Consider the following 19,252-nt stretch of genomic DNA (forward strand, 5'->3'; position numbering starts at 1 on the left):
AACCACACGCTGCCGACCAAGAAAGCAGCGCGCTACACTGGCGGACTGTGGGTCGGCAAATTTCTCAAGACCTGCACATACCAGCGGGTCCTCACCGACGAGGCCAGTGGACTGGTCGGCGAATATTGCTCGAGGTTGTGCATGCTGGAAGGTTTTGCCGGACACGCCGAGCAGGCCAATATCCGCGTGCGGCGCTACGGCGGCCGAAACGCCGCTTGACGACCTTGAACAAAGCACGTCGAAACATGGTTCGCCGCTAAAACTGGAGCCTAGCAGCCATGACCGAAGTCGTCCTGAAGCAGCCTCACACGCCCCGCATAACGGTGAAAGATTTGGCAAGACAATTGGGCATGTCGGTATCCACGGTTTCGCGAGCCTTTTACGAGGACGCCGTGATCGCGCCAAAGACGCGCGCGAGAATCCTCGCGCGCGCGGCGGAACTCGGCTACCAGCCCAATCCGCTCGCACGCGGCCTCATCACCAAGAGCAGCCGCATCGTCGGCATCGTCGTGTCCGACATCACCAATCCATTCTATCCCGAAGTGCTGACGCGGCTGACAGGAAAGCTGCAAGCCCTCGACCTGAATGTGATGCTGGTGGTGACCGACCCAAAGCGCAGCGAGGATGAGACGCTTCGCGTCCTGCTCTCCTATCACCCCGACGTGGTGATCATCCTGGCCACGACGCTTTCTTCGGCATCGTCCGATGCCTGCCGCAAGGTCGGTACACCCGTCGTGTTCTTCAACCGCTACGATGCCAGCCAGCGCTCCTATGCGGTGACTTGCGACAATGAACTCGGCGGCAGGACGGTCGCCGACCACCTGATCGATCTCGGACACAGGCGCCTGGCCTATGTCGCCGGCTTGCCGAATGCCTCGACCAACGTCGATCGCTGGAAGGGTTTTCATGCCCGCTGCCTGGAAAGAGGCGTGCAGGCTCCTCTCAGCAGCGTAGGGCAGGAATTCAGCTACGCGGCTGGCTATGCCGCCGCGCATGGGTTTCTCTCGTCCGACGAACCACCGACCGCGCTTTTCTGTGCGAACGATATCCTGGCGATCGGCGCGATGGACGCGGCAAGACGCGATTTCGGCCTTTCGATACCGGACCGTCTGTCCGTCGTTGGTTTCGATGACATCGCGATGGCCTCCTGGCCGTCGCATGATCTCACAACTGTTGGTCAGCCAATGGAACTGATGGTGGAGCGCACCGTGGACCTGACGCTGTCCCTGTCGCGCAACGATGCCAGTCAGCCCGCCCTGCAGCGCATTCCGGGAAAACTCGTCGAACGCAGCACCACGAGGGCCATCGATGGCAGGCAATAAGTCTTCTCTGTCGATGCTGGACTGGGCGGCGCAAATTCATGGCCCGGACTGTGCTGGCTTTGGCCCCGCTCGCGAAGTCGCGGCCTTGTCTCTGCCTGAAGGTGTGGCGGATGAGGTGGTCGCCTATGGTCTCGAGGCCCGCCAGGTCTACAACGGTCTTAAGCGTTTAATCGGGCAGGTCGCTGGCCTGATGATCCTGCTGCAGGCAAGCGGCCGCCGCGAAGTGCTCGATCTTCCGTCTATCGCCAGTGCCGCGGAATTGTTCGACGAACTCCGCGAACGCCTTTCAAAGTTGCGGACAACGTCTCGCCTTGATGTGCATCTGCAGCAGTTGATCAGCGCACACAGGCTCGTGGGCACCTGCCTCGCTGTTCTGCGCGAGCAGCAAGCTGCCAAGAACACCCCAGACCTCGCCGAGCCGCTCGGTAATCTGTCGGCGGCTTACAGGCATCTGCAATCGGCATCCGAGGATCGCTTCGGAATGACCATGGTCGATTTCAGGCATTCCTGTTGCAACTGCGGGGCCGAAGGCCGCTTATCATCAGTCTAGGGAGGAAATAATGTCACAGTATTCGATCTGGATTCTCGAATATTCCTACGTCACCAAATACCACAAAAGTGGCGTTCTTTATGGTGCGCACAACCAGGGCTACGTCAAACTTCCGTACTGCTACGCCCTGATCAAAGGCAACGGACACGTTGCCATGGTGGATGTCGGCTACAACGACAAAGACTATGGAAAGCACCTTGGAGACAAGTTCGGCGTCGAGAACTGGCGCTCCCCAAAGGAGGTTCTCGCCGGGGTCGGCCTGACACCCGAGGAGGTCGATACGGTCTTCATCACCCACGCCCATTTCGACCATTTCGGCAATGTCGAGGATTTTCCGAAGGCGAAATTCTACATTCAGGAACGCGAGATCGCGAAGTGGACCTGGGCGATGTCGCTGCCTGACAGGCTCCGCTGGATGATGGTGGCTGTCGATCCCGGTGACATCATCCGTGGCGTCGATCTTGCGCGCCAGAAACGGCTCATTTGCGTCGATGGCACCGTAGAGAACGCTCTTCCGGGGATCGACCTTCATGTCGCCTACGACAGCCACACCTTTGCGTCCATGTGGGTCAATGTCCGCAATGACGGCAAGGCGCGGTCTTCCGATGCCTGGGTGCTCGCCGGCGACCTGGTCTATGTCTTCGAGAATGTCGAAGGCCCAGGGGGCGTCGTCGATGTCGATACGCCGATGTATGTGCCGGTCGGTCTTGCTCTTGGTAGCCAACAGAACCTGTTGATGGCCACCGAAGCGATGATGAAACAGGTCGGCTATGAAGCGCAACGTGTCATTCCAGTACACGAGGAAAGGCTCAAGGACCGCTTTCCGTCGCGGATCACCAAGGACGGACTGCGCATTTCGGAAATCTGCCTGGCTGACAGCGAGACATCCAAGGTACGATGATGTCAACAAACTTGAAGCAAGTCGCCGTTGTTGGCGGCGGCCTCGTCGGAAGCGGCTGGGCGCTGGTCTTTGCGCGTGCCGGCATCCCGGTTCGCCTATTCGACGCAAGTGAAGACATCCGGCAAGCCGCGCCCTCTCGTATCCGCGCCAGTCTTTTGGACATGCTAGAATTCGGCTTGGTCGATGACGTCGATGCAATCGCGCGGCGCATCGAAGTGGTCGACAGCATGGTCGATGCAGTATCGGCGGCCGACTACGTGCAGGAATCGGTCTTCGAACGCGCCGATGTAAAAACCGCCGTTTGCGCCGAGATCGGTGCAGCCATACGTGACGATGCGGTGGTAGGCAGTTCCAGCTCCGGCATACCGGCTTCGATGTTCACTGAACAGGCCCCAAGGCGATCGCGCTTTCTGATCGCCCACCCGGTCAATCCGCCGCATCTGGTGCCGCTTGTCGAACTGGTACCCGCGCCATGGACAGATCCGGAAATCGTTCCATGGCTGCGCGAGGCGATGGAACAAGTCGGACAGGTGCCTATCGTCGTCAACCGTGAGATCGAAGGCTTTATTCTCAACCGCCTCCAAGGTGCGCTGCTGAACGAGGCCTGGGCGCTGTTGGATGCGGGCTTGGCAAGTGTGGCCGACATCGATCGAACAGTTGCTCATGGTCTCGGCCTGCGCTGGTCGTTCATGGGACCGTTCGAGACGATCGATCTGAATGCGCCCGGTGGCATAGAGGATTACGCGCAACGTTTGGGAACGCTTTACCACTCGATCGCGCAGGATCGCCGCGATCCGAAACCTTGGTCTCCTGATCTGATAGAATTCGCCACGGCCGAGCGCCGGGAAGTACTGGCGAAGCCAGAGCTTGAGGCCCGTTCGGCATGGCGCAACCGTCGGCTTATGGCTCTGATTTCTCATAAGCGGGGTCAGCCGGAACGTTAGATTTTCCTCCTCCGCAAGAAGCGATCGAGGTCACATGACGTGTATGGGAATGGGGGTTGAGAGGCCGGCGAAATAGCGCCGTCCCGACCTTCGTCGCACTCCAGCAAGGCATCCTTTCACGACGCCTAGAGCAGTTCACCGTTTCACGGAAACGGCGACCCGCTCTAACTCCTTGTTTTTACGCAATTCCGGACGGAAAACCGTTTCACACTTTTCCTGGAATTGCTCTAGAGCAAGTGCCTAGGGATATGCCTCTTCGGGGCGAGCGAGCATCATGAGATCACCGACGTTTTTCTGATCGGCGAGCGTCCAAAGCCGATCGGCAAGCGAACGTACGGCAAGTTTCGGGCAACCGTAGCGGGCCAGGGCGGCAAATTTCTCCTGGAGCGCTGCGTCCGACATAGGTCGAGAGAGGCTGCCGGTAGCAACGCCTTCGGATACCGCTACAGAAGAGCCATCCGTGTACCGGATTGAGACATGCGCGGATTCGACCGACGCGCCAGCGTCGACCTCGACTGGGCGCACCTTGGCACGGAGAGCCTTGACCTGCGGATCGTTCACCGCGGCATCGCTGAAGTCTTCCGCACCAGCATGGCCGCGCAACAGACTGACGGCCACCGCATGCTGGGCGCTCACCTGCGCCTCGCGCCCCGTGGTGACTTCGGGGCGATCGGCGCGGGCCTTGAGCAAGGGGGCGCCGCGCACGACAACCCCGGCAATCTGGCCTGTTGAGAAATTGGGGGTGTCACGAGCGGCGAGGCAAGCGTCGATCACAGGGTTCAGCACCACTCCGCAGGGGTAGGGCTTGAACATATTGCGCATGATTTCCCACTCAGCGCCCAGTCCGTCCTCGATCCGCTCAGGCTTAGGCTGGTCCGAGCAGACTTTGAGGAAGCCGCGCGGCCCTTCGAGCGGCTGCGGCGGCCCTTCGACCCCGCACTGCGCCATCAGGGCGGAGATGAGACCACCACGGGCGGCATTGCCGACGCCAGTGCTCTTGGCCATGAAGCCGAGGGTCTCGACGAGACCTGAAGCTTGTGCCGAGGCATTGCCGAGTGACCAAAGTATCTCGTCCTCGGTCAGGTCGAGGAGCTTCGCCGCAGCCACGGCGGCGCCGAAGATTCCGCATGTGGAAGTAATGTGCCAGCCGCGGTCGTAATGGCCGGGCGAGACTGCATTGCCGATGCGGCAAGCGACCTCCACTCCGAGAGCAAAAGCATGAAGCAGTTTTGCGCCACTGACCGAGCGCATTTCCGCCAGAGCGAGTACGACCGGCAGGACGGGCGCGGTGGGATGGATGATCGTGCCGGCATGGGTGTCGTCGAAATCGAAGACATTTATCGCCGCGGCGTTCAGGAACGCGGCTGTCAATAGGTCCTGCCGCTGCGCTTGGCCGATGACGGTCGCGGTCTCGCCGGACGAAAAAGGCGCGAGGCTTTTGGTCAGCCGCAGCACTGCCTGATCGGCCGACCCGCCAAGCGCCGTGCCGAAGCCGTTGAAAACCGCCTTCATGGCGTGCGCGCGTACCGGTTCCGGGATGTCCTCCCAGCGTGAGCGATGCACGAAAGCCGCGAGCCGCCGCGAGAGGCCTGCGGCGGAAGGCTGTACAATGTCGCCGATCATAAACGCGTGTCCGATCTGCACATTGCCAAGGATCAACCCTTCGCCTTCATGCCGGCGACCGTCACGCCGGCCCAGTCCTCGATCGGCTTGATGATTTCGGTAAGATCCGCATCCGCGCCAAGATCGCTCTTTGCCACCGTCAGAAGTTGGCGAACGGCGGCGCCCACGATCATTGGCACGCCGAGCGCGTCGCTTTCCTCGAGGCAGAGACGAATATCCTTTGCAGACAGACCAATCGAGAAGCCGAAATCGAAGCTGCGCGTCAGCACAAATTTGGGTATCTTGGTCATCGTCGCATTCGAGCTTCCGCTGCCAGAGTTGACAACGTCGATCAGTATGTCGGGATCGAGGCCGGCCTTGGTGGCGAGCACCAGCGCTTCGGAGGCAATGGACAGCGCCGTGACCGACATCAGATTGTTGATCACCTTCATCATTTGTCCCATGCCCGGCTCAGCACCGACGTGGATAGGCTTGCCGAGTGTCTCGAGGATCGGTCGCACCGTCTCCATCGTCGACACGTCGCAGGCGACCATCATGGCAAGCGTGCCCTTCTCGGCCCCGCCGACGCCCCCGCTTACCGGACAGTCGACCGTTGTAATGCCAGCCGCTCTCAAGCCTTCGGCCATCTGCCGCTCTGTGCGCGGGCCGGTGGTCGACAGGTCGATGACGATCGTCGCGCCCTTGCCAGAGACAAGCCCATTGGACCCAAGCGCCACGGCATGCACGATCTCTGGCGTCGGAAGCGACAAGAGGATCACATCGGACAGGCCCATCAGTTCCGCCGGCGTCTTGGCCCTTCCCGCGCCCTCTCTCGTCAATGCCGAGACGACCGCGTCGTTGGTGTCGTAGACGCTTACTGTGTAGCCCGCCGCAATGAGCCGCTTCACCATCGGCGTTCCCATGCGTCCAATGCCGGCAAAACCCAGTTTAAGGTTAGTCATCGTGATCTCCGCTTTATAGGTTGAGTGCAGATCGCGTCTGCGCGCTCAAGGCGCTGCCGCAATCGGATCGAGGTCCAGGCGCACGATATCGTCGACCCTTGGCAATGCGGCCGGATAGCGCGTCAGGACGAGCGGGTCGTGGCCGGGGATGATATGTTTGGGCGAGCTCGCGAGCTTGCGCATCGTGTCGTAGCCCTCCAGCATGTCGGTAGCGCTCTCCAGCACCGGGAAGGGTCGGTTCTGCTCGAAATTGGCGTAGAAGTGCGAAGCGTCCGAGCCGAGCACGACCCAGCCGCGCGCCGTCTTAACCCTGACCACCTGCAATCCTTTCGAGTGGCCGCCGACACGATGCACCGTGAGGTTCGGGGCGACCTCGCTGACCCCATCATGGAATGTCACCCGCCCGGCGAAGAGCTTAGCGACCATGCTCGCCACGTCCTCGTAGGCGAAAGGGTGGCGCAGATAGTCGTGGCACATGCAACGCCCGGTGCAATAAGCCATCTCGACGTCCTGGACGTGGTAGCGGGCATGCGGAAACAGGTCGTGGTTGCCGGCATGATCAAAATGCATATGCGACAGGATGACGTCCTCGACCTTGTCGGGGTCGATGCCGATCATCTTCAGCCCCTCGCCGACCGGTCGCAGCAAATTTCGTTGTCGCTTCTTTGCCACCTTGGCGTCGAAGCCGGTGTCGAACACGAAGGTTCGCGTCTTGCCGACGATGACCCAGACAAAGTAGTCCAGCGGCATCGGACCATCATGCGGATCGCCGCCGATGAAGTTCGCGGCTGCATTGCGGTCGTGGTGACCGTAGCGAATTGCATAGAGTTCGTAGATATCATCCATCTGTGGCTCCTTTCGCTGCCAGGCCGCCGTGGTGCCGGATCATGCAGATCCGGATCCGGTCAGCTCGCAAGCCACCCTCCCTCGACCGGAAGCATGGCTCCCGTCATGTCACGGCCAATCGGTCCGCAGAGAAAAACCAGGAGATCGGAAACGCTCTGCGGTGAGACGAAGCTGCCGCCAGGCTGTTTACCCTCGAGAAAGAGGCGCTCCGCCGCACTGCGGTCGATGCCTCGATCCGCCATCAACTCTTCCACCCGGCTCTCGGTCCCGGGTGTCAGGACCGAACCCGGACAGAGACTATGGCAGGTGACGTCAACGTCCAAATTCTCCAACGCCACGGCCCGGGTAAGGCCCAGTATGGCCGATTTCGTGGTGACATAGCCGACACGGCTTGGTGTGCCGCGCATGCCGTAGACGGAGGTTATGTTGAAGATGCGCCCGAAATTCTGCGCCCGCATCGGCGGCAGCAACAGCCGGACCGCATGGAAAATGGCCGAAAGGTTCACGGCCAGCGCCAGATCCCATTGCTCGGGCGGAAAATCCATGATCGACGCGAAATGCCGCACGACCGCGTTGTTGATAAGAATGTCCACCCCGCCAAGTTCGGCGCCGGCGGCCGCGACAAGCGACTCCACGCCCGCCGACGTGGATAGGTCGGCCATGTGGTAGGCAATTTGCGCGCCCGTCCGGTGGGCCAGGGCTTGACGCTGCGGCTCGACCGTTTCGGGCGTTTCCAGCCCATGCAGCATGACGCTGCAGCCGGCCTCGGCAAGCCGAGCGGCGATCGCTTGTCCCAGCCCCCCGGTGGAACCGGTGATCAGTGCGCGGCGTCCGCTCAGAGCCTTCGCCGGGACAGGAAGCACCAGCGGTGCCGTCTCCTCCAGGCTCATACCCTGCTCCGCTGCTCTGTGAGCATCATCAACGTCCTCGTGCTTGGCCGAATAAAGGGCTGCGCGGCGATTCAAATCTGTTACCGGTAACAGATTTCGAGTTTAGAGCAGCGATGTCAGCGATGCAACGGGTGATACCGGATATCTGAAGTCAGGTGCTTTCGCGCTGGATCAATTCAAATTTCAGATCGATCACGCTGCCGCGCAGATGCTCGGCGCCGTCGATGATTCGACTCAGCAGGATTCGCGCCGTCCGTTCGCCGATGTCATAGCGCGGCAGCCTCAGCGTGCTGACGGATGGACTGACGTGGCGCAGAAGGTCCACGTCGTCGAAGCTTGCCAGGGCGATCCGGCCCGGGACCGGCCAACCCCGTTTCTGGCACTCAAAGAGAGCGCCAACCGCCAGCACGTCGCCCGCGCAAAACAGCGCGTCGACTTCCGGCACGCTCTGCACCACGCGTGCCATCACTTCCGCCCCGGCGGCGAGGCCGCGCTCGGTCTCCAGGACGATGCGAGGGTCGGGATCGAGCCCGAGCTGGTTCAACGCGGCATGATAGCCCTGCAGCCGATCCTGCGAGCGGTCGTTGTGCACCGAGTAGAGACTGGCGAAAGCAATCTTGCGGTATCCAAGACGGCCGAGATGCATCGTCATCGCATAGGCCGCTTCGCGGTTGGAAAAACTGACTACCATATCCAGCGGTTCTTCGGGTATATTTCCGTTCTCGACCACAGGTATGCCTGATTTCCGGATCTTCTCCGCCGCTTGCGGTGTATGCTCGGTGCTGTGCAGGACCAGGCCGCTCACCCGCTGACTGAGGAAGATCGTTATCAGTTCTTCCTCTTCGTTGGGGTCGTAGCCTGACTCCGCGATCATCAGCTGGAAGCCCGAGCGCTTGAGCACTTCCGACAGGCCCTTGACCGTTTGCGTATAGATAGAGTTGTCGATGCTTGGCACGATAAGGCCGATCGTCGTCGAGCGGCTCGACGAGAGGCTGCCTGCCAAATGATTCGGCAGATAGCCGATCTCGCGAACCACCCGGAGCACCTTTTCGCGCATCTCCTCGGAGACTTTGCCGGGTCCATTCAGCACGCGTGAAACGGTCATGGTGGAGACGCCGGCGCGCACCGCCACGTCGCGCATCCTGGCGCTCCCGGCCTGCGTGTTTCCGTCTCCAGACGATTTTTTTGGCATTCCTGTCACAGTCCGATGTAGCGGCAGAAATCAAATCATTGCGCACGCTCACAAACAAGCCTCTGCCGCATAATTTTGAGATTTTGTTGTTACCGCTACCAAAAACAGCTATGGCTAACGGGGGGCACCTGCAGGTGCCGCGGAGATCGCAATGGACAAAACGGCAGACAGCCGAGCGGACGAGACGGTGCTGCGCTATGTGGCGACTGCCCGGCCAGTTCAACAGCTCATCAGCGATACGCTGACACAAGTCGCTGGCTTTGCGCTGCTTCTGATGACCTCGCGCAACCGTGCCCCGCTCGCCGAAGGCGCGCTCGCCGGCGCGCGGGAGGCGGCAATGCGAGCATCCGAAGCGGTGCGCGCGCTTGCGGTCCCCAAGATTGCCGAACATCATCATCACCACCTGCGCGCTGCCGCCGCCGCCCTCCTCCAGGCCTGTGCCGCGACATTGGATTGCCTTCGGGTCGATGCCTCCGAGCAAAGCGACGCACTCGTGCGCATGCTGCGCTCGTCGAGCGATCACCTTCGGATGACGGCCCGCCTGTTACCGGGATTCGAACTTGTCGATTTCGGCCAGGCGTGTTGCGCGGCCCACGCGCCGCAGCGCCTGCTGCAGAACGTCACTTAGGAAAATTGTCAGGGAGGACAGGATGGCGGACTACTCGATTTGGGTGCTCGAATACGCGGCGGTGGAAAAATTCCCCTTCAGCGTCATGATGTACGGCCCACAGCACCAGGGCACACGCAAGCTGCCCTATGCCTATGTGTTGCTTAAGGGAAAAGGCGAGACGATCCTGATCGACACCGGCTACGACCACGTTGCCTATGGCGAACAATTGGCGACCGCCTACGGCGTGTCAAACTATCACGGGCCGCGCGCGGTCCTGGCCGAGTGCGGCGTTGCCCCGGAAGACGTGACCAGCGTGTTCATCACGCATGCCCACTTCGACCACATGGGCGCCATCCATCTGTTTCCAAACGCAAAATTCTATGTCCAGAAGAGCGAACTGGACAAATGGGTCTGGGCTCTGACCTTGAGCCCGGAATATCGTTTCCTGACCGGTGGCGGCGATCCGGCTGACATCGTGCGCGCGGTCGAGGCGGCGAAAGAGGGGCGGATGATCTGCATCGACGGCGACCAGGCGGATGTCTTGCCGGGTATCGATGTCCATCTGGCGGCGGATACCCACACCTATGGCAGCATGTACGTCACCGTCCGCAACGACGGCGCCAGGGACGGCGAGGACAAGTGGGTCTTCGCCGGCGACCTCATCTATACGTACGACAATCTGACCGGCCTTGATCCCGAGGCGCCACAGATCGTGCCGATTGGCCTGGCCGTCGGGAGCCAGCACAATTTGATATTCTCCAGTGCGCAAATGCTGAAGTCGGTGGGCGAGGAAGTGCGGCGGGTGATCCCGGTCCACGAGGATCGGCTGCGCACCACATTTCCTTCGCGCCTCACCGACAAGGGCTTGCAGGTGGTGGAGATCGCGCTTGCGAAGGGCGAGGAAAGCCGGGTCGGCTGAGCCAAGACGGGCGGGCGCGCAAGCACCCGCCCAAACGATACCAAGTCTCGACAGGAACCCAACGGCCTGGGACATTGCCAACCAAATGCCGGGATCCTGAAGCCCGACCTGCGGATAGCGTCCGGACCTATGTTCAGAGCTGGTCCGCGCCGGCGACGAAGCCGCCGCCATCGATCACGATGGCCTGGCCGGTGATGAACGAGGCCGCATCCGAGGCGAGGAACAGCACAAGCTGGGCTATCTCCGACGGATCGCTGATACGCCCCATGGGAATCATCGGCAAAACGGTATCTTTCGCGCTCTGCTCGCTGCCGAACATGCCGCTCAACAACGGCGTCATCACAGAGCCGGGCGCAATCGCGTTGACCCGGATGTTCTTGCGAGCCACTTCCAGCGCCACCGAGTTGGTCAGCCCGATGACGCCCCATTTGCTGGCGCAATAGACAGCGGTGGTGGCGAAACCCATGACGCCGAACAGCGAAGAGGTGTTGACGATGGCGCCGCCACCCTTTGCGGTCATATGCGGGATCTGATGCCTCAGCCCGTTGAAAATCCCACGCAGATTGACGTCCATCAGCAAATCGTAGTCCGCGTCGTCGAGTTCGTGCACGGGCGCCGTCTTGCCTGGCACGCCCGCATTGTTGAAGGCGACATCGATCCTGCCGAAGCGTTCGAACGCCTTCTGGTGCAGCACGGCCATCGCCTTGCCGTCGCGCACATCGGTTTCCAGGAACTCGATCTCGACACCAAGCGGCCTGACTTCCTCCTTGAGGCTCTCTCCGAATTTGGCGCCGATGCCCGAAACATAGAGATTGGCACCCGCACGGGCGAAGGCCAGCGCCGTGGCGCGGCCAATGCCGGTCGTTCCTCCGATCAAAATGACGTTCTTGCCGGAAAAATCGTACTTCACTTGCATGGTTGATCCTCCTGTAGCCATGACCGCAAGATATCTGCGGCAAAATTCACATACGCCCTCGCCATCCATAGCCTTGACGTGATACCGCTAACAAGAGAAAATAAGCAAAGACGCAAGAAGGCGATGACGGCTGTTCGTTTTTGAGCCAAAACCGGATTTTCGCGCGATTTCAGACTGTCCGGTTTCCGACTTTTCAAATGTGGACGTGATACCGCTATCAAATACGAGGGCTAAACTCCGAGCAAAGCCGTAGAATCCGATCTGCTGGCGCCGCTCGATTTTGGACAGGCATACCGCTTCGGCACTCTTCGGCGGCCGCGCTGGTCTTTAGGATACGAGGGCAAACCAATTCACGACCCCTCGTGCAAGCAAGGAACCGGCCTCGTCGTGGGGACGGACTGAAACGAAAGGGAGGAGTTTCCAAATGTATAAACTGCTGCTTGCCGCTTTGACGGCCAGCGCCATGATGGTGGCCACCGTCGCCGAGGCGAAAACGCTTGGCGTCGTTGCACTTCTGGCCAACGATGCGCTCAATATAGCCGTCATCGGCGGCGCCACCGAGGCCGCCAAGGCTGCCGGCTGGGATGTCAAGGTGACGGACACCCAGGCGAGCGCCGACCAGGCGAACGCTGCAATGAATTCTTTCGCAGCGCAAAAAGTCGACGCGATCTTCGTGCTTGCCTTCGCCAGCAGCTCCATCGGCTCCGGACTGGCCGCGGCGCGCGACGCTGGCATTCCCGTCGCCACATGGGGCGGCGAAATCGTTCCCGGCATCGTGGTGACGACAAGCGGCCGTCAGGTCGGCGACGACTCGGTGAAGTTCCTGACCGACAAGGTTGGCGACAAAGCCAACGTCCTGGCGATGACCTTCCATCCGGGAAAGCTCTGTATCGACCGCGGCGTCGCTTTCGACGAGGGCGTGAAGGCCAAGTCCGACGTCAAGGTGGATTACAGCGAAGTGGCGGCGCCGGGACAGGTCCAGTTCGGAAACGCGACCGCCGCGGCCTGGCTCACCGCGCATCCCGCCGGCGGGGACAAGCCGCTGGCCATCTGGGCCTGCTGGGACGAGCCGATGCAAGGGGCCGTCGCCGCGATGCGCCAAGCCGGACGCACCGACGTCACCACGGTCTCCATCAACGGCAGCCCACAAGCACTGCAACTGGTCAAGGAAGGCGACCTCACGGCGACCGTCTGGCAGCCGGCCTTCCAGGAGGGCAAGGAAGTGTTCCAGGCGGTTCTCGACTCGATCAAGGCCGGCGCTTCCTGGCAGCCGAAGGATATCCAGATCCCCGGCATCGTGGTCACCAAGGACAATATCGACAAGTTCATGGCCGAACATCCCAATGGACTGTGAGATCAGTTCGCGGCGCCTGGCGGGGCGGCACAGCTAGATGCCGTCCGTCGCGCCAGGCGGGCCCTGGATGCGCATCCGGGGCCTGACCAAATCCTTCGCTGGAGAACTTGCCCTCGACCACGCCGATCTCGACATCGAGCGCGGCAAGGTACATGGCCTGGTCGGCGCCAACGGCGCCGGCAAGTCCACGCTGATCCGCTGCCTCGCCGGGGTGACGGTGCCTGACGAGGGCAGCGTCACAGTGGCGGGCGAGGATCTGCAAAAGGGGTCGCCTAGAGCCTCTGAACAGGCCGGGCTTGCCTTCATCCATCAGGAACTGAACCTGATCCCGCATTTCAACGCGCTGCAGAACATATTGCTCGGCGCACCCAAGGTCACGCGTTTCGGCGTGATCGACTGGCAGCGTTCCGGTGTCGCCGCCCGCGCCGCCGCCGAGCGTGTCGGCATCCGTTTTCCACTCGAGACAAAGGTCTCCGAGCTCTCAGTGGCCCAGCGCTGGCTCGTCATGATCAGCAAGGCTCTCGTGCGCGACGCCAGCATGATCGCCATGGACGAGCCCACCGCATCGCTCTCGGGGCCGGAGAGCGAGCAGCTCTTTGCCATCATCCGCGATCTCTCCGCCCAAGGCGTCGCCATCCTCTATGTCTCCCACCGGCTGGAAGAAGTGCTTCAGCTCTGCGACAGGATCACCGTGTTGCGCGATGGGCGAATCGTCGATGCCGCGGAGCGCGGAACGCTCGACAAGAAGGGCCTGGTCAGAGCCATCATCGGCCATGACATACGCCCACCCGACGAGCGCGCCCGTTTCGCCGCCGACCGCAGCCGGCAGCCGATCTTCTCGGTCCGCGACGTCGCCTGGAAGAGCGCCGTGAAAGGCGTGAGTTTCGATCTCTACAGGGGTGAGGTCCTTGCGCTCGGCGGCCTCGTCGGTGCGGGACGTACCGAACTTGCCCATCTCGTGGCTGGCGTTGCCCGGCCGGATGCAGGCCATTTCGAACTCGACGGCAAAAGACTAGACATCGCCAACGAGGCACAAGCGGTTCGCGCCGGTATAGCTCTGGTTCCGGAGGAGCGCCGCTCGCAGGGAGTAATGCTGCAGCAGTCGGTGGGCTTCAACATCAACATATCCACCTTGAAGAAGCTGCGCGCCATTCCAGGTCTGCCGTTCGTCTCCGGCTGGAAGGCCCGCCGTCACGCGGAGGGCCTCGTAGCTCAGCTAGGCATCAAGACGCCCGGCATCGAGACGAAAATCGGCGGCCTTTCAGGCGGTAACCAGCAAAAGGCGCTGATCGCCCGCTGGCTCAATGCCGGAACCAAGCTCCTCATTCTCGACGAGCCGTCGCGAGGTGTCGATGTTGGCGCTCGTGAAGAAATACACGATGCGATCCGCGCGCTTGCCCGGTTCGGTGTCGGCATCCTGGCGATATCATCTGATGTCGAGGAACTCACGCTTCTCGCCGATCGTGTCCTTGTCATGCGCGAAGGCCGCATTTCCGGCGAGTTGACCGGCTCCGATATCACCGAGGCGCGGATCATCGAGCTCAGCTACCACGACACCAATGACGCAGAAGGAGAAATCGCATGATGGCCCAGGCCGGAACCGCGGCGAAGGACGTGCCGCTGCGCAAATCCTCATGGAAGCGAACCGCGCTGATATGGCTCTCTCGCTACGGCACGATTGTCGGGCTCCTGCTGATGGTGGTCTTTTTCTCGGCGAACGCGCCTGGAATCTTCCTGTCCCGCGCCAACTTCCTCAATATTCTCAGCCAGGCTTCCCTCACCGCGATCATCGCCTCCGGGCTGACCTATACGCTTGTTGTTGGTGAGTTCGATCTGAGCATCGGCTATGTCGCGAGCTTCGTCGGCCTGATCGTGACCGGCCTGATGGCTTACCAGGGTTTTCCGATCTGGCTCAGCATTGTCTGCGCACTGCTGCTCGGTGCGGCGATCGGCGCCTTCAACGGGATACTGGTGACCAAGGTGAGGATCAATGCCGTCATCTCGACACTGGGTGTCGGAACGATGCTGACGGGCATCGGCTTCACCTATAGCTCCTTCCCGATCGCGACCGGCATCCCGCGTGCCTTCACCGATATTGCGCTCGGCCGGCTGGTCTTCGGCCTGCCCAACCCGGTGATCATCATGGTGATCGTGCTGATTGCGCTTTGGGTCATCTTGAACAAGACCGACATCGGCCAGAAGATGCAGGCTGTCGGCGGCAATCTGGAGGCAGCAAGGCTGTCGGGCATCCGGGTGGACCGCATCAAGATCTTTGCCTTTGCCACCGCCGGCTTCTGCGCCGCATTGACCGGAACGCTGCTGTCCTCGCTGCTCGGCAGCGGTACGTTGGCGGCCGCCGACGGCTATCTTCTCGACGCCTTCGCCGCTGTATTCCTGGGGTCGGCCACGCTCAAGGAGGGTGAGTTTCACATAACCGGAACGTTGGTCGGCGTGCTCATTCTCGCGGTAGGATTCAACGGGCTCAGCATCTTCGGCGCCCCCACCCATTTTCAGCCGATCTTCAAGGGCGGGATTCTCGTGCTCGCGGTCGGTATGTCCGCGCTTGCCCGGCGCTACGCCGCTTCGGCATAGCAGAGCAATTCCGGGAACGGTGTAAAGGCGGTTCTCCGTCGGGAATTGCGTCAAGACGAAGAGATGGAGCGGTCTTGCGTTTCCGCGTGAGACGATGAACCGCCCTGTCTAAAGCGCGTCGCGTTCTACCAAAACCGAAGTCTCTTCCAGGCGACGTGTCTCGGGAGACGTTGGTGAGACCGTTCCAGTTGGCTGGAGAGGCCCCACTTTCGTCCAATGCCTGCGCGGCTCGAAGATCGGTAGAGGCTAGGCGACGGTCTTATCGGCGCCGGCGACAAAGCCGCCACCGTCGATGATGACAGCCTGTCCGGTGATGAACGAGGCTTCGTCCGATGCCAGAAACAGCACCAGGCGGGCTATCTCCGACGGGTCGGCGATCCGCCCCATCGGCAAGGACGGCAGGACCGTGTCCCTTGCACTCTGCTCGCCGCCGAACATATTGGTGAGGAGCGGGGTCATGGTCGAGCCCGGTGCAATCGCGTTGATACGGATATTCGATCTTGCGACTTCGAGGGCGGCCGAATTCGTCAACCCGATCACGCCCCATTTGCTGGCGCAGTAGACGGCCGTGGTGGCGTAGCCCATCACGCCGAATAGCGACGAGGTGTTTACGATCGCGCCGCCGCCATTCGCCAGCATATGCGGGATCTGGTACTTCATGCCGAAGAAGATGCCGCGCAGATTGACCTCGGTGATCAGGTCGAAGTCGGCCTGGTCGAGTTCATGGATCGGCGCCGTCCTGCCGGGAACCCCTGCATTGTTGAAGGCGACGTCGATGCGCCCGAAGCGCTCGTAGGCAGTTTCGTGAAACTTGCGGACAGCGTCCTCGCTGCGGACGTCGACCTCGGCGAATTCGATGGCGATGCCGGGATGACGCTTGCCGACCTCTTCGATCAGGCTGCGGCCTTCAGCGGCGCCAAGGCCGGCCACGTAAAGATTGGCGCCGGCCTCCGCAAAGGCCAGGGCCGTCGCACGTCCTATTCCGGTCGTACCGCCGATGACAAGCACCGACCGTCCGGAGAAGTCATACTTCGCTCGCATTATTGCCTCCTAAGCAACTGAAAGATCGTCTCATGTCTATCGGTCATTTAACCGACAAGAGCCGCTTGCGGTCCATGTTGACGGCAACGGCCGCGATGACGCCGGCGCCAAGAACAACGTTCTGCAGGAAGGGGTTCACATTGGCGAGATTCATGCCGTTCTGCAGGATCGTTATGATGAGAACGCCAAGAATCGTCCGGTGCGGTCCGCCGACACCCCCGGTGAGCGGCGTACCGCCCATGACAACAGCGGCTATCGCCGGCAGCAGCATCGGGTCGCCCATCGTCGGGTCGCTGCCGCCGATCCGCAGCATAAGGAATATCCCGGCCACACCGGACAGGAAGCCGGAGACCAGAAAGGCGTAGAGCTTATAGCGCGCCACCGGCACGCCGCAGAGTTTGGCCACGGTCTCGCCGCCGCCGATCGCATAGATGAACCGGCCGAAACGGGTCCGTCTGGCGACGAAAGTGGCTGCAAGCGCGATACCGATCGCCCACAGCGCGACCGTGGGCACGCCCAGCAGACTGCCGTTGAAGATCGATCCGATTACCAGGTCCGTCGGAAGGTTGATCGCCGCGCCCTGCGTGACATAGAGCGTCATGCCGTTGATCGCGTAGAGCATGCCAAGAGTGGTCAGAAACGACGGAAGCCTGGCGTAGGCGAAAAGCACGCCGGCGATAGCGCTGACGAGCATGGTGATGAAGGGCACCAGAATGACGGCCCATTCGCCGTGATCGCGGATCAGCATCGCTGCGCTCATTCCGGCCAGTGACACCATCGAGCCCACGGCGAGGTCGATGCTGCCCATCAGGATGATGAAGGTGCCGCCAACGCTGAGCACGATAAGAACGGCCGCCTGCTGCAGGATGTTGATGGCATTGCCGATGGTAAGGAAGCGGCCGTTCAACGCCGTAAACACGATGATCATCGCGATCAGCGCCAGCCACGGACTGATGGCTGCCACGGAGATTTGCGGCCGCCAGGATTGTTGCCGAAGGCTGGAATGGCCGGTGGGCCGCGCCGCGGCGGATGGGTCCTGCGTTGTAGGTTGAATTGTCCTGCTCCCTGATTGCCCGCGACCTAGACCATGTCCGCGACGAGTTCGACCTCGCCGGGCTTACCGTTCGGCGGCGCCGGCACCTCGCGCACCAGGGTGCCGCCGCGCATGACGAGAATGCGGTTGCTGAGCCCGATCAACTCGAGCAGGTCGTCACTGACCAGAAGGATGCCCACGCCCTCGGCGGCGATGCGCCGGAGGACGCCGTAGATCTCTTCCTTCGCCCCGGCATCGACACCGTTGGTCGGGTTGTCGAGGATGAGAACCTTGGTCTGACGGAGCAGCCAGCGTGCGAGCAGAACCTTCTGCTGGTTGCCGCCGCTCAGGGTCGACATCTGCGCGTCGATCCCGGCCGTCTTGATGCCCAGTGTCGCGACGAATTCGACCGCGTCGCGCCTCTCGCCCGCCAGGTTGAGCCAATAGGGCTCGCCGTGGCGGGTCAGCCGGGCAAGGCTCATATTCGAGGCTACGGAAAGCGGCGGTATCACGCCGTCCCGGCGATCGGGCGGCAGATAGCCGATGCCCAAGTCACTCATCACCCGGATTGAGAGGTTCTTCGGAACGATCGTGCCGCCGACCCTGATGGTTCCAGTGGCCCCGGACAAAGCGCCCGCAAGCACCCCACCAAGATCGGATTTGCCCGAGCCGAGCAGACCGGCCACACCCAGGATCTCCCCGCCACGAAGATTGAACGCCACATCGGCGAAAGACCCGGTCCGGGACAGGCCGCCCACCTCAAGCACCACCTCGCTCTGCGGCTCCTGCTGCTTGTGCTCGCAATAGAAGAATTCATCGCGCGTGCGTCCGACCATCAATTCGTGCAGCCGGTTCTCGGCCAAGCCGGTTGCCGGCAGTTCGGCAACCATGGCGCCATCCTTCAGCACATAGAGGCGGTCGCTGATCTCGATGACTTCGGACAGGCGATGCGAAACATAGATGATCGCCGCGCGCTCTCGCGTCGCCTGGATGAGCCGCATCAGGAATTCGACCTCGTCACCGGTCAGCGCCGCCGTCGGCTCGTCCAGCAGCATCACCGGCGATTCAATTCCCGCCAGTTTCGCCAGCGCAAACGACTTGATGATTTCAATGACCTGCCGGGTGGAAAGATCGTAGGTTTCGACCTTCCGCGACGCATCGATGCGTTCATGACCGAACTCAGCAAGGAGGTCGGTGACATGCCGCAGCATCGCCCGATTGTCGATCACGCCGAAGCGGGAAAACGCCGCCTCGTGTGCCAGCAGCATATTCTCGTAGACCGACAGGGTCGGGATCAGGGCGAGATCCTGATAGATGTGGAAAATGCCTTCCCGGTTGGCATCGGCATAGTTGCGGAGCGAGACATCGCGGCCGCTCACGAACAAGGCGCCAGAGTCGGGCCGGAGGTTGCCGCTGATCGTCTTCAGCAGCGTCGATTTGCCCGCGCCGTTCTCGCCGACGAGGCCGATGACCTCGCCCTTGCGCAGCGTCAGGCTCACACCGGAAAGCGCTCGGACGCCGCCGAAGCTTTTGCCGATGTTCCGTATTTCCAGGAGCGGCGGCGATGCGTTTCCAATG

General features: G+C 61.6%; 19 protein-coding genes. 10 read left to right on the top strand and 9 right to left on the bottom strand.

Annotation, left to right across the window (positions count from 1 at the left end; translation table 11 throughout):
- The 5 genes from EN914_RS03290 to EN914_RS03310 form a co-directional block, all read left to right on the top strand.
- Positions 1–219 (top strand): histidinol dehydrogenase (locus EN914_RS03290; protein WP_206527176.1); only part of this gene is annotated, 219 nt, incomplete at its 5' end.
- 59 nt (positions 220–278) lie between these two features.
- Positions 279–1,322 carry a LacI family DNA-binding transcriptional regulator gene (locus EN914_RS03295; protein ID WP_024505172.1) on the top strand — a complete coding sequence of 348 codons (1,044 nt, stop codon included), beginning with the start codon at positions 279–281 and terminating at the stop codon, positions 1,320–1,322.
- Positions 1,309–1,872 carry a hypothetical protein gene (locus EN914_RS03300; RefSeq protein ID WP_024505171.1) on the top strand — a complete coding sequence of 188 codons (564 nt, stop codon included), beginning with the start codon at positions 1,309–1,311 and terminating at the stop codon, positions 1,870–1,872. The genes EN914_RS03295 and EN914_RS03300 overlap by 14 nt, the downstream gene beginning before the upstream one ends.
- 10 nt (positions 1,873–1,882) lie before the next feature.
- Entirely contained in the window at positions 1,883–2,773 is an 891-nt protein-coding gene (locus tag EN914_RS03305; protein WP_024505170.1) for an N-acyl homoserine lactonase family protein, read from the top strand.
- 11 nt (positions 2,774–2,784) lie between these two features.
- Positions 2,785–3,717: a 3-hydroxyacyl-CoA dehydrogenase gene (locus tag EN914_RS03310; RefSeq protein WP_245265400.1), complete on the top strand. Its 933-nt coding sequence runs from the start codon at positions 2,785–2,787 to the stop codon at positions 3,715–3,717.
- A 240-nt stretch (positions 3,718–3,957) separates the two neighbouring features.
- Here EN914_RS03310 and EN914_RS03315 read toward each other — a convergent pair whose 3' ends face one another.
- The 5 genes from EN914_RS03315 to EN914_RS03335 all read right to left on the bottom strand — a co-directional run bounded on the left by EN914_RS03315 (position 3,958) and on the right by EN914_RS03335 (position 9,158).
- Entirely contained in the window at positions 3,958–5,340 is a 1,383-nt protein-coding gene (locus EN914_RS03315) for an MmgE/PrpD family protein (RefSeq protein ID WP_024505168.1), read from the bottom strand.
- A 32-nt stretch (positions 5,341–5,372) separates the two neighbouring features.
- On the bottom strand, positions 5,373–6,281 hold the full coding sequence (locus EN914_RS03320; RefSeq protein WP_024505167.1) for an NAD(P)-dependent oxidoreductase: 909 nt from the start codon (positions 6,279–6,281) through the stop codon (positions 5,373–5,375).
- Between the two features lie 45 nt (positions 6,282–6,326).
- On the bottom strand, positions 6,327–7,127 hold the full coding sequence (locus EN914_RS03325; protein ID WP_024505166.1) for an N-acyl homoserine lactonase family protein: 801 nt from the start codon (positions 7,125–7,127) through the stop codon (positions 6,327–6,329).
- 59 nt (positions 7,128–7,186) lie between these two features.
- Positions 7,187–8,017 (bottom strand): SDR family NAD(P)-dependent oxidoreductase, encoded by an 831-nt coding sequence (locus EN914_RS03330; protein ID WP_050580524.1) that lies wholly within the window; start codon positions 8,015–8,017, stop codon positions 7,187–7,189.
- Positions 8,018–8,168: 151 nt separating this feature from the next.
- Positions 8,169–9,158, bottom strand: coding sequence for a LacI family DNA-binding transcriptional regulator (locus EN914_RS03335; protein ID WP_024505164.1), 990 nt, complete (start codon positions 9,156–9,158; stop codon positions 8,169–8,171).
- Between the two features lie 202 nt (positions 9,159–9,360).
- Here EN914_RS03335 and EN914_RS03340 point away from each other — a divergent pair, with 202 nt between their 5' ends.
- Positions 9,361–9,837, top strand: a complete 477-nt coding sequence (locus EN914_RS03340; protein WP_024505163.1) for a hypothetical protein — start codon at positions 9,361–9,363, stop codon at positions 9,835–9,837.
- 22 nt (positions 9,838–9,859) lie between these two features.
- On the top strand, positions 9,860–10,738 hold the full coding sequence (locus tag EN914_RS03345) for an N-acyl homoserine lactonase family protein (RefSeq protein ID WP_024505162.1): 879 nt from the start codon (positions 9,860–9,862) through the stop codon (positions 10,736–10,738).
- A gap of 133 nt (positions 10,739–10,871) precedes the next feature.
- Here the strand turns inward: EN914_RS03345 and EN914_RS03350 are convergent, their stop codons facing one another.
- Entirely contained in the window at positions 10,872–11,654 is a 783-nt protein-coding gene (locus EN914_RS03350) for an SDR family NAD(P)-dependent oxidoreductase (RefSeq protein ID WP_024505161.1), read from the bottom strand.
- Positions 11,655–12,078: 424 nt separating this feature from the next.
- On the opposite strand from EN914_RS03350, the gene EN914_RS03355 reads away from it, so the two are divergent.
- From EN914_RS03355 to EN914_RS03365, 3 genes are all read left to right on the top strand, one after another.
- Entirely contained in the window at positions 12,079–13,008 is a 930-nt protein-coding gene (locus EN914_RS03355) for a sugar ABC transporter substrate-binding protein (protein WP_024505160.1), read from the top strand.
- A gap of 67 nt (positions 13,009–13,075) precedes the next feature.
- Positions 13,076–14,593 carry a sugar ABC transporter ATP-binding protein gene (locus tag EN914_RS03360; RefSeq protein WP_164752817.1) on the top strand — a complete coding sequence of 506 codons (1,518 nt, stop codon included), beginning with the start codon at positions 13,076–13,078 and terminating at the stop codon, positions 14,591–14,593.
- Positions 14,590–15,600, top strand: coding sequence for an ABC transporter permease (locus EN914_RS03365; RefSeq protein WP_245265399.1), 1,011 nt, complete (start codon positions 14,590–14,592; stop codon positions 15,598–15,600). Before EN914_RS03360 ends, EN914_RS03365 begins: the two co-directional genes overlap by 4 nt.
- Positions 15,601–15,846: 246 nt before the next feature.
- Here the strand turns inward: EN914_RS03365 and EN914_RS03370 are convergent, their stop codons facing one another.
- From EN914_RS03370 to EN914_RS03380, 3 genes are all read right to left on the bottom strand, one after another.
- A complete protein-coding gene (locus EN914_RS03370) occupies positions 15,847–16,641 on the bottom strand; it encodes an SDR family NAD(P)-dependent oxidoreductase (RefSeq protein WP_024505157.1) in 795 nt (264 codons plus the stop codon).
- Positions 16,642–16,684: 43 nt separating this feature from the next.
- Positions 16,685–17,605: an ABC transporter permease gene (locus EN914_RS03375; RefSeq protein WP_050580522.1), complete on the bottom strand. Its 921-nt coding sequence runs from the start codon at positions 17,603–17,605 to the stop codon at positions 16,685–16,687.
- Positions 17,606–17,721: 116 nt separating this feature from the next.
- A partial coding sequence (locus EN914_RS03380; RefSeq protein WP_164778648.1) for a sugar ABC transporter ATP-binding protein occupies positions 17,722–19,252 on the bottom strand: 1,531 nt, incomplete at its 5' end.

It is taken from the genome of Mesorhizobium sp. M7A.F.Ca.CA.001.08.2.1, from assembly GCF_003998455.1.
Lineage (GTDB): Bacteria > Pseudomonadota > Alphaproteobacteria > Rhizobiales > Rhizobiaceae > Mesorhizobium > Mesorhizobium ciceri.